Annotated in this window: 10 protein-coding genes; 7 read left to right on the top strand and 3 right to left on the bottom strand. The window is 63.7% G+C overall.

The window, feature by feature from the left end:
• Positions 1-28 precede the first annotated feature (28 nt).
• The 3 genes from OVA12_RS09790 to hsdR all read right to left on the bottom strand — a co-directional run bounded on the left by OVA12_RS09790 (position 29) and on the right by hsdR (position 6,382).
• Positions 29-1,348, bottom strand: coding sequence for a restriction endonuclease subunit S (locus tag OVA12_RS09790; protein ID WP_268136730.1), 1,320 nt, complete (start codon positions 1,346-1,348; stop codon positions 29-31).
• The gene (locus OVA12_RS09785; protein ID WP_268136728.1) at positions 1,345-2,880 is read right to left on the bottom strand and encodes a class I SAM-dependent DNA methyltransferase; all 1,536 of its coding nucleotides are present in this window, start codon (positions 2,878-2,880) and stop codon (positions 1,345-1,347) included. The genes OVA12_RS09790 and OVA12_RS09785 overlap by 4 nt, the downstream gene beginning before the upstream one ends.
• A 94-nt stretch (positions 2,881-2,974) precedes the next feature.
• Entirely contained in the window at positions 2,975-6,382 is a 3,408-nt protein-coding gene (gene hsdR / locus OVA12_RS09780) for a type I restriction-modification system endonuclease (RefSeq protein WP_268136726.1), read from the bottom strand.
• Positions 6,383-6,762: 380 nt separating this feature from the next.
• On the opposite strand from hsdR, the gene OVA12_RS09775 reads away from it, so the two are divergent.
• From OVA12_RS09775 to OVA12_RS09745, 7 genes are all read left to right on the top strand, one after another.
• Positions 6,763-7,797, top strand: coding sequence for a LacI family DNA-binding transcriptional regulator (locus tag OVA12_RS09775; protein WP_268136724.1), 1,035 nt, complete (start codon positions 6,763-6,765; stop codon positions 7,795-7,797).
• 40 nt (positions 7,798-7,837) lie between these two features.
• Entirely contained in the window at positions 7,838-9,103 is a 1,266-nt protein-coding gene (locus OVA12_RS09770; protein WP_268136722.1) for an ABC transporter substrate-binding protein, read from the top strand.
• Between the two features lie 107 nt (positions 9,104-9,210).
• A complete protein-coding gene (locus OVA12_RS09765) occupies positions 9,211-10,056 on the top strand; it encodes a carbohydrate ABC transporter permease (protein WP_268136720.1) in 846 nt (281 codons plus the stop codon).
• Positions 10,053-10,874: a carbohydrate ABC transporter permease gene (locus OVA12_RS09760; RefSeq protein ID WP_442793831.1), complete on the top strand. Its 822-nt coding sequence runs from the start codon at positions 10,053-10,055 to the stop codon at positions 10,872-10,874. Before OVA12_RS09765 ends, OVA12_RS09760 begins: the two co-directional genes overlap by 4 nt.
• Before the next feature lie 106 nt (positions 10,875-10,980).
• Complete coding sequence (locus OVA12_RS09755) at positions 10,981-12,027, top strand: ABC transporter ATP-binding protein (RefSeq protein ID WP_268136718.1); 1,047 nt, start codon at positions 10,981-10,983, stop codon at positions 12,025-12,027.
• A 7-nt stretch (positions 12,028-12,034) separates the two neighbouring features.
• Complete coding sequence (locus OVA12_RS09750; RefSeq protein ID WP_268136716.1) at positions 12,035-13,315, top strand: amylo-alpha-1,6-glucosidase; 1,281 nt, start codon at positions 12,035-12,037, stop codon at positions 13,313-13,315.
• Positions 13,312-14,025 carry a PIG-L deacetylase family protein gene (locus OVA12_RS09745; protein WP_268136714.1) on the top strand — a complete coding sequence of 238 codons (714 nt, stop codon included), beginning with the start codon at positions 13,312-13,314 and terminating at the stop codon, positions 14,023-14,025. The genes OVA12_RS09750 and OVA12_RS09745 overlap by 4 nt, the downstream gene beginning before the upstream one ends.
• Positions 14,026-14,055 lie beyond the last annotated feature (30 nt).

Here is a 14,055-nt window from a genome sequence, read left to right as displayed (position 1 = left end):
AGCCGAAGCGCGTCAGAGGTTCTAGCTATCACGATCTAGCCTGCCGCCCCCGCCGTGCCTTCGGTGCCTTGTCGCGCTCGGCACGGATGCGGGCGAGGAGGTGTTCGGCGGGTTCGTCGCTTTCGTCCTGGGGGACCAGTTCGCCGCGGAAGGCTTTGGCCAGGATCGCCTCGTCCAGCCGGCCCACCAGCTCCAGCGCGCGCTTTGCCTCTTTCGCCAATCGGTCGATCTTGGCGAAGGCGGATTCGATGCGGCGGACGATTTCGTGTTGTTCTTCGAGGGTGGGGAGCGCTAGCTTAATTGTGCGCACCATCGACACATTCAGCGTTTTCCTCGCAACCTCACGTGCATCGCCTGAAAAGCTTTCTTGGCAGTCACTTGCCTGCAAACGCAACGCAAGCCACTCTGGCCTCACGATGTTCTGATTTGGCCGGATTCGTGCGACTGCACGGGCAATATTAGTTGGCTCGGTCATTCCTTCAACAAGCGCGATGCGACCAATTGTTCCAACTACTGAAAGCAGAATATCTCCGTTCTGAATCCGGGCATTTGCAAATTGCTTATCGATTGAAGGCTCAATCTTGCGCAGTTGAGCCCAACTCACCCGGCTATCAATCAGATCACAGACTCTTACGAGAGGAACGCCTGCATCTCTAATCGTGCCCGGTTGAAGGACACCATATCTGATCGGTGCTTCTGGCGAGATCAGTTCGGCGAGTACTATCGTCCTACCTTTGGAATTTGCAAACGCCTTGCTGAGCACGGCCTGTTTGTAGCGGGAGACGAGGGTTTCGATGCGGGCGAATTCGGTGCGGGCGCGGGCGGAATTCGCGTTCAGCGCATCCAGCTTCGCCACGATGCGCTTTTGCTCGGCCAAGGGTGGGAGGGGAAAACCAAATCTTCCAAGATTGGCGGAGGAGAGATTGGGTTGTGCTACGCCGTTTGAATAGACTTCGATTGAGGACTTAACGAGCGGGCTTCGAAAATAGTAGTCGACGAACTTGCAGTCGGTAAGCTGGCTAGGCCTGACGATCACCAGTGATGAGGCAATAGCAGCAGCATCGATTTTCGGAACGAACGCATGTTTTCCGAGAGAACCCCGAAGACAAAACAGAAAATCTCCGCTTTTGACTTTCCCCGACCCCAAGCGGTCGTAGTTTGTCTGGGGAATGTAGTTCATTTCCTCCCAATCGATGTGGCCATTGTTAAGATGCCCGGCGCTTATGAACGGGACGCCACTTGCCACAAAGGTGCTTCGCCCGGAGTAATTCTTCCCGCGATCTCCGTTCTCGAAGTCACAGAAGTCGTCCAGCGTCGCTCCAACCCACCCCCTCGGCAGCGCACTCATTCCGCCGTCTCCGGTAGCTCGTCGCCCAGTTCCGCCATCAGCGCCTCGATCTCCAGCGTCGCGGCCTGCAGATGGCCCAAAATGGCGGCGGCGATGTCGTCGGGTTCGATGAGGCCTTCTTCCGCCTCTTCCTCTGCCTCGCGCAGCCAGGCGATATCGAGATTGTCGCCACGGGCGGCGATGGCCTCGCGTTTAAACTCCCGCCAGCGGCCGGCTTCGCCTTCGTCCGGCCCGCGCTCCTTCCCGTATGGGTCCTTGCCAAAGGCCAGTTCGAAGCCTTCGAAATGGGCTTCCGTCAGCGGCGTGGTCTTGCCGAATTTCGGCATCTGGGCGCGCAGGTCATAGATCCAGACGGATTTGGTATTGCCGCTCTCGGTCTTGGCCCTCGTCAGGAAGATGACATTGGTCTTGACGCCCTGCGCGTAGAAGATGCCGGTCGGCAGGCGCAGGATGGTGTGCAGGTCGCACCAGTCCATCATCATCCGGCGCAGTTCGCGCCCGCGCCCGTCTTCGAACAGGACATTATCCGGCACAACAATCGCCGCGCGGCCACCGGGCTGAAGTGCACGGATGCAGTGTTCGACAAAGGGAAGCTGGTAGGAGGAGACGTTTGCGGTGACCGAGAGGTCATCGCGGGTTGGCGCGCCGCCGGCCGGGCCAAAGGGCGGATTGGTGAGGATGAGATTGGCGCGGCCCAGACCCTTGCCCTTGTCGGAGAGCGTATCGCCGAGATCGACATGGTCGCCGTCGATATCGTGCAGATAAAGGTTCATCAGCAGCAGGCGCAGCGTGCCCGGCACGTTTTCCATGCCGTGGATGGCGCGGCGCTTCTGGAACTCCTGTTCCTTTTCGCCAAGCGCCAGATAGTCGTCGGTGCGCGCCTTCATGTAGCGATCGGCAGCAATCAGAAAGCCACCGGTGCCGGCGGCCGGATCCTGGATGACTTCGCCGGGCTTTGGCTGCATCAGGCGGACCAGAAGCTCGATCAGCACGCGGGGGGTAAAATACTGACCGGCGCCGCGCTTGGTTTCTTCCGCGTTCTTCTGCAGCAGGCCTTCATAGAGATCGCCGAACTGGTCGCGTTCTTCGGAAAACCAGTCGAGCTCGTCGATGGCAGTGACCAGCGTCGTCAGGTTCTGCGGCTCGCGCAGGAAGGTGGAGGCGTTGTCGAAGATCTTTTGCACCATCTCCGGCAGGGGTCGGGCATCGGCATAACGCCTGCGCTCTTCCGGGCTGGCGCCTTCGCCGGGGGGCGAGAGAAGACCATCGTCTTCGCCCAGGCGTGAGCTGGCGGCGCCGAGGGTGACGAGAACCTTGCGGTAATGTTCGAGCTTCGCCAGTCCGTTTGCCGCGACCAGATCTGCCCAGCGCATGCCCTTGGGCAGGCTGCCCGTCTCGCGGTTGCGCTCGGCCATCATCTTCAGAAACAGCAGATAGGTCAGCTCGGTGACATATTGCTGATAGGTGATGCCGTCCTTGCGCAGGACCGTGCAGAGGCGCCAGAGTTTCTGGACAATGGCATTGGCGTTCATGGCGTGATTCTCTGGCAATGCGGGATCATGTCTGCGCTTGTACCGGTCCGGGGGATGAGGTCAACGGCCCCTGCCCCCGCCTGTCCCCCGGGGCTCAGGCGGCGGGTGACGTCCAGATGGCCTCGTTGAAGGCATGCAGCACCTCGTCCAGCTCGCCGTCGAACTCCTGCGCGATGCGCTTGAAGCCGCCCTTGTCGGCAAAGGCGCCTTGGTCGAGCAGGGTCGGATCCGCCACAGGCTTGTCCTTCAGGGCGCGGCCGATGCGGCGCAGCCATTCCTTCTGCTTTTGCGTCCAGGGCCGCGAGGCCTCAATCTTGACGAGCGCGTTGTCAACGCGGGTGGCATAGGGGATGAGCGGATCGCCCAAAGCTGCCTGACGGACGAAGCCGATAATATGGGCGGCGATATCAGAGTTGCGGGCGCGGCCGTAAGCGGCGCGCAGCATGGCTTCGGAATAGTTCTTCTCGTCGAGCAGGCCTGCCAGTTCAGACAGTTCCTTGCGGGTCAGATCACGCGGGCGCTGGGTGACGGCAATCAGCGCCGGGACCTGGTTCATGTTCTCGCGGACGAAGCGTTCGAAGCCGGTGATGTAATCCTCCGGCGTCGTGTTCTTGCCAAAAATCTCCTCGATGCGCAGCAGCTCATCCTCATGGGTGGAGATGACCACGCCATCGTTCTTGCCCGTGAAGAGCGGGCGGCGCTCGAGCAGCTCGACGGCGCGGGGATGGGCGGCCAGCCACTCTTGCAACTCGGCACCGGGCCGGGTGGAGAGACGCTGCAGAGCCATGTCGGGGCTCTCGCCCGTGTGGCGTTCGAAACTTTCCCGGTTCTCGGCATCCATGCGCTTCACGAGACTTCGCATGCGCACGATGACCTGCGCTGCGACCCAGCTCTTGTCTTCGTCCGTTTCCGCATTTTGCAGATCCGTGACGAGCTGGCTGAGGGCGATATCCGGCTTGACCACGACCGGGCGCATGTCGCTCATCTCCTGCAGCTCGGCATAGAGATCGACGGCATCGAAGATGCGGAAATGCTCCTTGCCGATATCCGGGCAAAGCCGCGTGGCGCGACCGATCATCTGGTCATAGAGGATGCGGCTCTTGACCCGGCGGACGAAGACGAGATTGCAGATCGACGGCACGTCGACGCCTGTGGTGAGCAGGTCGACGGTGACGACATATTTCGGATAGGGGTCGTTCTTGAACTTCAGTATCAGGTCGTCGGCCTTGTCGACCGTGCCAGTGATCTTCGTCACCATGCCATGCGGCACAGCGTCAGCGCCGTATTCGTCCTGCAATGCCTCGATCAGCAGGCGCACGATGTCATCGGCATGGGCATCGCGCGCGGCGAAGATCAGCGTCTTTCCGGGTTTCGACGGCGGGATCTCGGTGGCAATCGCCCGGCAGACGACCCGGTTGAAGGGTTCCGAATAGACGCGTCGGTTGAAGTCGGCGAGGTCGTAATCAAGCGAGACTTCATCCGGCAATTCGAAGAGATCGATCTGGCCTGTCTTGCGGTCGATGATCTCGACCTCCTCGCCACCCTCAAAATGGATGCCGGCTTCCGACAGAGCTGTGGTGATGCGCTTCGGCGGCAGGTGATCATTGAGGTAACCTTCGACCACGGCCTGGCGATAGCCGTAATGGAAGACCGGGTGGCCGAAGATCTCACGGGTGTGGAGCGCGGGGGTCGCCGTCAGCGCCACCTTCACGGCGTCGAAGTAATCAAGGATCTGGCGATAGGCCGACTGGTAGTCATCGATGTTGCGGAAGCCGATATCGCTTTCGCGCAGCTCCGCATCCAGCGTATAGCCGCGATGGGCCTCATCCACGATGATGCAATCGAAGGTGCCGGGTGTCGGGCGCTTGGCCGGATCCGGCTCATTGAGGATGCGGGCGATCAGCGACTGGACGGTCGCAACCTGCACCTGGTCCTCGTCCTCCGGCAGTTTCTGCTCCAGCCCGGCAACCTTGTAGATCTGGGCGAAGTTCAGCATGCCCTCGATCTCGGTGGTTTCGAGCGCGTCGCTTGTCTGCCGGCCGAGCGCCTTGCGGTCAACGAGGAAGAGGATGCGACGGAAGCGCTTGTGTTTGAGCAAGCGATACATCAGCGCGATTGCCGTCCGTGTCTTGCCGGTGCCAGTCGCCATGGAAACCAGAATGTCGCGCTGCCCAGCAACCACGGCATTCTCGATCGCCGCAATCGCCTCTTCCTGATAAGGGCGCATTCGTCCCTTGCCGAAACTCTCTTCGGCCAGCCCCTGGGCGGCGGTGTCGGCATCGGTGGTGAGTTTATCAATCAGGTCCTTGGGCGAGAACCAGCTCGTCATCGGGACGGCGTGGTTGGTCTCGCGCCTGATATCACGGTACCAGATGCCGGATTTCGTCAGCCACTGGCGCACATAGGGCCGTCCATTGGTGCCAAAGACGAAAGGCACGCGGAAGGGCTCATCCAGACCGTGCTTCCAGGGGCCGTCAGGATGCGCCTCTTCCGGGCTGAGCTCAATGGTGCGGGCATAGCGCTCGGCCTGCTGGAGGGCGGAAGGCACATCGACGCTTTCGCGCTTGGCCTCGATGACACCAACGCAGGTGAGGCCGACGAAGAGGGCATAATCCGCCCGGCCACCTTCTGCGGGCCATTCGGCGATGGCCAGGTTGCGGCCTTCCTCCGGTCGGGCTCCCCTCTGATAGGTCAGGCGGTCGCTGTCGGCTTCCCATCCGGCATCGACAAGCTGCACGTCGATCAGCCGGCGGGTCTGGCGCTCATCGAGCTCCAGGCTGCTCGCCGCTTTCAGACCCGCCTGCTTGAACTCGATCTGCAACTGCTCAGGCTGGGCCTCCGCTGCCTTCTGCAGTTCGGCAAGCTTGCGAGCGAGTGCGGCCTGATTAGCCTCCATCTGGACGGCGGCCTGCTCCCAGACAGCACTGTTGGCTGACGCCTGGCGAGCGAGCTCTTCGGCAGCGGCGCGGGCCTTTGCGAGGTCTTCCGTCGAGGCATGGGCGGCTGCCAGTTCCAGCTCCGCCTCGCGCACCTTTGCGCGCAAGGCTGCCAATTCCTCCTGCGTCGCCTGATCGATATCGGCGGAGGATCGCGGCGGAACGAAGGGTCCCGGCTTGAAGTTTGGATCCCGGCCATAGGTGCGGCGGTACCAGACGCCCAGTGCGCGGCAGAACTTCAGCGCCGCCAGCGCCTCCGCCGGCGTCCCGGCAAGGCTGTGCGTCGCCTCGTTGCCGCTCTTGCGGACGGCGTGGAAGATGTCGGTGACTTCGCGCGGCAGGAGCTGTTGCGTGCTCAGCCGCCGCAGCAGGTCATGGGTCGTCTCCCGCGCCGCCGCGTCATGGACGCCAGACAGCGCGGCGATCTCCTTGACCATGTACTCGCCGAACTGCCGGCTCTTGATCAGCGAGGTATTGGCGTCCTCGGAGAAAAACCGCTCCGCCAAGGTACCCAGGCGATGCAACTCCGGGCTGAGCTGCTGCAGATGACCGAAATTTGCCGACACGTCCCCACCCGGATGTCCACCACACCACCGCGACCATGCCACACGTTATGGGAGCAGGCAAACACGGGATGCAAGCTGTGTTGCCCTGGTTGCTGCGCCCCTGAAGACCGCAACACCCGGCAACGGTTGCCACTGCCGCAAGAGACCATGCGGACCTGAGGGCTCGTGCCCGCGTTCAGGCCTTTTTCCATCAATGATCCGCAGACCAGACAGCCAGCGCGACCCGTCCTCCCGGCTCCGCCCGGACGCGCCCCACTGACTTGACAAGTGGTAAATCAAAATTTAAAACGTTTTAGAAACTTGCTTTGCAAACCTGAAACGTTTGCATTTCGAAAAACCGGTCAAGGACGACACGTCCACAGGCCTGGGGAGGATCGGACGTGCGTCGGCGCAGCACCTTGAAGGAGATCGCATCCGCGCTGGACCTGTCGATTGCGACCGTGTCCCGGTCTCTGGCTGGCTATGAGGACATTTCCGAGAAGACCCGCGAGCGCGTGCAGCAGAAGGCGCGCGAGATGGGCTACGTTCCGAATGTTGCCGGTCGCATGCTGGTGTCGGGCCGCAGCGGCTTTGTCGGTCTTGTCCTGAAGGTGCGCGGCCCGGACTTCGTCGACGCCTATCTGGGCGCGACCGTGACCGGGCTCTCCGAGGCGCTTGTCGCCAAGGGCACGGACCTGATGATTGCCACAGCCCCCGAGGGCCAGGACGAGCTGGAAGTCCTGCAGCGCCTGGTCCAGTCCGGACGGGTCGATGGCATCATCCTCACCCGCATCGCCGAGGACGACGCCCGCATCCGCTTCCTGCAGGAACGCAACCTGCCTTTCGTCGCGCTCGGACGGACACTCGCCCCCTTGCAACCCCATGCCTGGATCGATGTGGCAGGTGAGGACGCGTTCGGCGAAGCCTTCCAGCTTCTCTACGATCTCGGCCATCGCCACTTTGGCCTGGTCACCATCACTGACCAGATGACCTTCGCCCGCAACCGCGAGGCGGGCCTTGCCCGTGCAATGGCCGCAACCGGGGACCCATCCGTGCGCCTGACCAGCATCGCTGCGCCACGCTTCGATGCGGAGGGGCACCGCCGCGGCATTGCTGGGCTTCTGACGGGACCGGACCGCCCGACGGCGGTGATCGGCCTGTTCGATGAACTGGCGCTGGCGGTGGTGCAGGCCGCCTCGCATCTCGGGCTGTCGATCCCGGACGACCTGTCGCTGATCGGCTTCGACAACGTGCCGGCCGCCGCCTACGCGGTCCCGGGCCTAACCACCTTCGAACCGGGCAACCGGGACATCGGCCGCATCGCGGCCGCCACGCTTCTGGATCTCATCGAGGTCCGCCCCAAAGCCCCGCCCACCTTGCTGCGCAACGCCAGCCTGGTGCTGCGAGGCAGTCACGGCCCTGCGCCGCAAAAATAAGAACACGGCATTGCGAATTCATGGAACCGGGAGGAAAAACATGAGGACGTGGAAGACCTATCTCTTGCTGACAGCCGCACTGACGCTGGCAACAAGCCCCGCAAAGGCAGATCTCCTGTTCTGGTCGACCCAGGCCAAGCCGGTCGAGGAAACCCAGAAGATGCGCGACAACGTGCTCGGCGGCTTCGGCGAGACGGTTGACTATCAGGCCAGCGACGGCGGACCGTGGCTGACCCGCATCCAGGCCGAGACCCAGGCCGGCTCCGGCACCATTGCGGTTCTTGGCGGTCTGCACGGTGACTTCACCTCGATCAGCGCGAACCTTGCTGACCTTGGGGCCGTCGATCTGGGAGGAACGGCGGTCAACCCGAACTTCATGACGCTGGGCAAGCTCGGTTCAGGCGAACAGAAATACCTGCCGTGGATGCAGGCGACCTACATCATGGCCGCCAACAAGAAGGCCCTGCCCTATCTGCCGGCGGGGGCTGACCTGAATGCCCTGACCTACGATCAGCTGATCGCCTGGAGCAAGGCCGTTGCCGAGGCGACCGGAGGCCCGAAGTTCGGCTTTCCCGCCGGGCCGAAGGGCCTGAAGCACCGCTTTTTCCAGGGCTATCTCCTGCCCTCCTTCGCCGCCTCGACCGTGACCAAGTTCCGCTCGGCCGAAGCCGAACAGGCCTGGACCAAGTTCAAGGAACTGTGGAGCTACACCAACCCTGCATCGACCGGCTACGGCTTCCTGCAGGAACAGCTCCTGACCGAGGAAGTCTGGATCGCCTTTGACCACACGGCCCGGCTCGCCGACGCATTTAATCAGAAGCCGGATGACTTCGTCGCCTTCCCGGCGCCCGCCGGTCCCGCTGGCCGCGGCTTCATGCCCGTGGTTGCCGGCATTGCCATCCCCTCGACAGCGCCGGACATGGAAAAGGCCAAGGCCCTTGTTGCCTACATGCTGAAGCCGGAAACACAGATCGCAACGCTCCGGGCCACCAACTTTTTCCCCGTCGTGGACGTGACCCTTCCCGATGACATGCCGGCCTCGGTCAAGGCCTCCGGTGCCGCCATCGCAGCCATGACGGGTGCGGCGGACGCAAAACCAGCCCTGCTGCCGATGGGGCTTGGCGAAGCCGGTGGCAAGTTCAACCAGGTCTACGTGGACACGTTCGAGCGGATTGTCCTCGCCAACCAGGACGTCCGGACCGTGCTGGACAGCCAGGCCGAGGCGCTTCGGGCGATCATGAAGGAAACCGGGGCGCCCTGCTGGGCACCGGACAAGCCGTCCGAAGGCGCCTGCCCGGTCGACTGAGACATCGACGACGTCGGCTGCGTCCTCCGGCTTTCATCCCTGTCTTCAGCCGGGCCGCAAACCCATGCGGTCCGGCTGACAATCCCCTGCGGTGAAGGACCCTGACCATGGGCTCGACACGCCTGCCCTATCTCCTGTTGCTGCCCTCCGTGCTGTTCCTGGGGGTATTCTTCCTCTATCCGTTCCTGCTGGTTGCCTGGGAGGCCTTCAACCGGGACGGGACCCCGACGCTTGCCCATTTCCAGACCATGGCCAGCCACTGGAAATTCGGCACCGCCCTGACCAACACGCTGCTGCTGGCCGCTGTTGTCGTGCCGATCCAGCTCGGACTGGCGCTGGCCATGGCCGTGCTCGTCACCCGCATGACGCGCGGCCGTGACATGGCGCTCTATGTCTTCACCATCCCGCTTGGCATTTCGGACCTCGCAGCCGGCATCATCTGGCTCGCGATCTTCGAGCAGACCGGGTTCCTCAACTCGATGCTGCAGGCCGTCGGGGCTGTGGATGGACCGCGCATCTGGCTCGGCTACCAGGACAAGGCCACGATCTTCCTCGCCGTTGTCCTCGCCGAGGTCTGGCGCGCCACGGCGATCATGCTGGTGATCCTCGTCGCCGGAATGGGCCTCATCCCGAAGGAGTACAAGGAAGCGGCCGAAGTCTTTGGCGCCTCGCCGTGGCAGCGCTTCACCCGCGTCACCCTGCCTCTGCTGCGGCCCAGCCTGCAGACCGCGCTGATCCTGCGCACGATCCTCGCACTGGAAGTCTTTGCCGTGGTCTCGGCGCTCGGTGGCACCAACCTGCCGGTGCTGATGGGTGAGACCTATGTCTGGCAGTTTGATCTGCAGGACAGGCATGTGGCCGCTGCTTACGCCATGGTGATCCTCGGCATCTCGATTGCCTTCACGCTGATCATCCTGCGCGTCCTGCATGTCCCCAAGGAGGCCCGTACATGACAAGCGAACCGGCCCATCGCCGCCGCGCCCGGCAACTGACCATGGCTCTGGTGATCCTTCTGGGCGCCTGGGTTCTGGTGCCGATCTACCTGCTCGTGGTCAACTCGCTGTCCTCGCCCGCCGAGGTCAACGGGTTCCCCAAAAGCTTCTTCCCCTCGTTCGACACCGGCAGCCTCGGCTTCTTCCTGGGCTTTGCCGGCGTGACCCGGGCCCTGCTGAACTCGGTTCTGGTCGCCGCCCTCACCATGGTACTGTCGATCGGCCTTGGCGCGCCGGCGGGCTATGCCCTGTCGCGCTTCGAGTTCCCGGGCAAGAGCTCCTATCGCCTCCTGGTGCTGATGACGCGCGCGTTCCCGCTGCCGCTGCTGGCGCTGCCGCTGGCGGTGCTGTTTATCCGCACAGGCCTCGATGACAGCATCCTTGGCCTCGCCCTCGTGCACACGTCGCTGGCACTCCCCTTCGCGATCCTGATCACCTATTCCCTGTTCTCCGGCATCCCGCTCGAACTGGAAGAGGCAGCCTGGACGCTGGGCTGCACCCGGCTGCAGGCGTTTCGCAAGGTGATCCTGCCGCTGGTCCTGCCGGGGATCACGGCGTCAGCAATCTTTGCCTTCGTCATCTCCTGGAACGAGGTCTTTGCCGCGTCCGTGCTGACGATCCAGAACCGGACGTTGACCGCCTTCCTGCTGCAATCCCTCGACGTGTCGCCGATGCCCCTGAAGTTCGCAGGCGGCTTCGTCCTGGTGCTGCCGGCGCTCATCTTCATCTTCGCCGTTCGTCGCTACCTCTTCGCCATGTGGGGCATTGCCAACCGCTGAAGCCATTCCGGCAAAAGCGGAACGCCATTTGGGGCCCGGGTCGCGTGAAACCAATGAGTGAGATGTTACCGGCTGCAACGCCGGTCCCAGAAAAGGGTACAAATCGATGGCCGTCATCGAGATCAAATCTGTCGCCAAGTCCTTTGGCAGCTTCACCGCGCTGCACTCGGTCGATCTGGCCATCGCAGACCGCGAGTTCATGGTGCTGCTCGGCGCCTCGGGCTGTGGCAAGACCACCTTGCTGCGCATGATCGCCGGCCTCGAAACACCGAGCGAAGGCGAGATCTGGATTGGCGGCCGCCGCGTCGATCACCTGCCACCGCGCGAGCGCGGCATCGCCATGGTGTTCCAGAACTACGCCGTGTTTCCGCATCTGACGGTCTACGAGAACATCGCCTTCGGCCTGCGAATGAAGAAGCTGCCCCAGGCCGAAGTGGACCGCCGCGTCACGCGCACGGCCGAACTGATGCATATCGAGCAACTGTTGAAACACTACTCGGGACAGCTGTCCGGCGGCCAGCGCCAGCGTGTTGCAGTGGCCCGGGCGCTGGCCATGGAACCGGACGTCATCCTGATGGACGAGCCGTTGTCCAACCTTGATGCGCTCTTGCGGCTGGAGATGCGTGCAGAGCTGAAGGGTGTTCTGGCCGCCTCCAAGACCACGACCATCTATGTCACCCATGACCAGGTCGAGGCGATGAGCCTCGCCGACCGTATCTCCGTGATGCACCAGGGCCGCATCATCCAGTCCGCATCCCCGATTGAGGTGTATCGTGACCCGGCCGCCCGCTTCGTCGGCTCGTTCATCGGCAACCCGCCGATGAATTTCCTGCCCGCCCGGCGGGTGGGACCGGGCGACTGGCAGGTCGCCGGGCTTGCCCTGTCCGGGCCTTCGACCGACGCGGACGAGGCAGACTTCGCCATACGGCCGGAAGATCTGAGCCTGGCGGACGTGGGGCTGCCCGCCGAGGTGCGCGTCGTCGAGCCGCTTGGTCCCCATGTCCTGGTCACCTGCGACGTTGCCGGTCACGCCTTCCGTGCCATCCTCGACAACGAGACCCGGGCTGCCCCCGGCGACCGTCTGTCGCTTGCCCCGCTCCCCGGTCGCGCCCGCTGGTTCGATCGCACCACCCAACGCGCCCTGTCCGCCTGAGGCTCCCATGACCCCGAATGACATCCGCTCCGCCGCTGCCGAAATCCTGCGCGAGAACGACCGCGGCACCTACACGGTCCCGACAAAGGGGCTCTATCCGTTCCAGTGGAACTGGGACAGCTGCCTCACCGCCCTCGGGCTCGCCCAGCTCGACGAAGATCGGGCCTGGACCGAAATCGAGACGCTGTTTGCCCATCAGTGGCCGGACGGAATGGTGCCGCACATCGTCTTCCACGTGTACGACGACGGCTATTTCCCCGGCCCTGATGTCTGGGCCACCGGGCGGCCAACCCCGACCTCCGGCATCACCCAGCCGCCCGTCGCCGGATTTGCCCTGCGCCGCCTGTTGGAGACCGCAACCGACGGCGAGGCTGCCAAACGGCGCGCGCGCGCCCTGCTCGGCGCCGTTGATCGCTGGCATGCCTGGTTCTACGAAATGCGCGATCCGGCGGGCGAAGGCCTGGTGGCGATCATCCATCCCTGGGAATCAGGCCGTGACAACTCGATCGACTGGGACGACGCCTTCGAGCGGGTGCCCCGGGACGGCATCGCCCCCTACACACGCCGCGATACCCAGCATGCGGACCCGGAACATCGCCCGACCAATGCGCAGTACGACCGATACCTCTGGCTCGTCGAGCGCTTCCGGTCGCTCGGCTGGGACAACACGAAGCTGCACGACGCCTCGCCGTTCCAGGTGGTCGACCCCGGATTCAATGCCATCCTGATCCGCTCCTGTGCCGACCTTGCCTGGCTCGCCGACTGGCTCGATGAGCCCGAGATCGCCCGCGTGAACCGGGAGCGTGCCTCCCGCGGTCTTGCCGCACTCGAAGCCCTGTGGAGCACCGGACATGGCCAGTACGTGTGCCGCGACCGCCGCACCGGGGCGCTGATCGACAGCCCGTCCGTCGGCGGGCTGTTGCCAGCCTTTGCCCCGATATCACCAGCCCGGGCCAAGGCCATCGCGACCCGGATCGAGGCGCTCGCCGCCAGCACGCGGTATCTTGTTCCAAGCCATGATCCGGCCGATCCCCGGTTTTCAGCCAAGCGCTATTGGCGCGGCCCGACCTGGCTGATCGTCAACTACATGATCGCCGATGGCCTGACGCGCGCCGGCGAATGGGAGACCGCCAACGCGATCCGCAGTGCCTCCATCGACCTCATCACCACCGGCGGCTTTGCCGAATACTACGATCCACACACTGGCGAACCCTGCGGTGGTGGCCGTTTCACCTGGACTGCCGCCATGGTCCTTGAATTCCTCAAGTCGGCCGAGCCACAGCCATGACGTCCGAGCCCGCAACCACCAGCGCGCCGTTCCATGTGGCCGTGGTCATGGCCCATCCCGATGACGCGGAGATCTATCTCGGTGGCACCATCCTCGCATGGCGCCAGATGGGGGCACGCGTGCACATCATCATCGCGACCGACGGAGCCAAGGGCGGACAACTGCCCCCGGCAGACCTGGCGCGCCGTCGGGCCGACGAGGCGCGTGCCGGTGCAGATGTCCTTGGTGCGTCGCTGACCCTTGCCGGACATGGCGATGGCGGCCTGTCCAGCAACACTGTTCTGGTGGCGCATCTGCGCTCGATCCTGATCGATCTTGCGCCGGACCTTGTGGTCACCCATGCGGAGAATGACTACCACGCTGACCACCGCGCGCTGGCGTCGGCTATCCGCGCAGCCGCAAGCTTTTCAATGCCTGTGGCCTTCTGCGACACCATGATGGGCACCGGATTCGTGCCGACGCACTATGTCGATACCTCACGCTTCGCGGACGCAAAAAGCACCGCGATCCGTTGTCACGTGACGCAGGATCCAGACCGCTTCGTTGTCTCCACTGCCCTCCAGTCCCGCTTCCGCTCGGCTCAGTGTGGCCAGCCGGAAGGCCATGCAGAAGCCCTGCGCTTCGAGCCTGCCTATCCTTTCGCCGACATCCGCAACCTGCTGCCGCCCGCTCCCGGCCTCAAGCCCGTCCGGTCCCGCGGCCCCGTCTGAAAGCGTCGTTCTGTACGCTGCTGCTCCGTT

This window comes from Pannonibacter sp. SL95, assembly GCF_026672425.1.
In the GTDB taxonomy this organism is placed as follows: domain Bacteria; phylum Pseudomonadota; class Alphaproteobacteria; order Rhizobiales; family Stappiaceae; genus Pannonibacter.
This window is presented reverse-complemented; position numbering and strand designations above follow the sequence as displayed.

Bases quoted from the DNA above. Each gene is read 5' to 3' on its own strand.
- OVA12_RS09750 (WP_268136716.1), top strand. From the start codon at position 12,035: ATGACCCCGAATGACATCCGCTCCGCCGCTGCCGAAATCCTGCGCGAG.
- OVA12_RS09770 (WP_268136722.1), top strand. From the start codon at position 7,838: ATGAGGACGTGGAAGACCTATCTCTTGCTGACAGCCGCACTGACGCTG.
- OVA12_RS09745 (WP_268136714.1), top strand. From the start codon at position 13,312: ATGACGTCCGAGCCCGCAACCACCAGCGCGCCGTTCCATGTGGCCGTG.
- OVA12_RS09760 (WP_442793831.1), top strand. From the start codon at position 10,053: ATGACAAGCGAACCGGCCCATCGCCGCCGCGCCCGGCAACTGACCATG.
- OVA12_RS09765 (WP_268136720.1), top strand. From the start codon at position 9,211: ATGGGCTCGACACGCCTGCCCTATCTCCTGTTGCTGCCCTCCGTGCTG.
- OVA12_RS09790 (WP_268136730.1), bottom strand. From the start codon at position 1,348: ATGAGTGCGCTGCCGAGGGGGTGGGTTGGAGCGACGCTGGACGACTTC.
- OVA12_RS09785 (WP_268136728.1), bottom strand. From the start codon at position 2,880: ATGAACGCCAATGCCATTGTCCAGAAACTCTGGCGCCTCTGCACGGTC.
- OVA12_RS09755 (WP_268136718.1), top strand. From the start codon at position 10,981: ATGGCCGTCATCGAGATCAAATCTGTCGCCAAGTCCTTTGGCAGCTTC.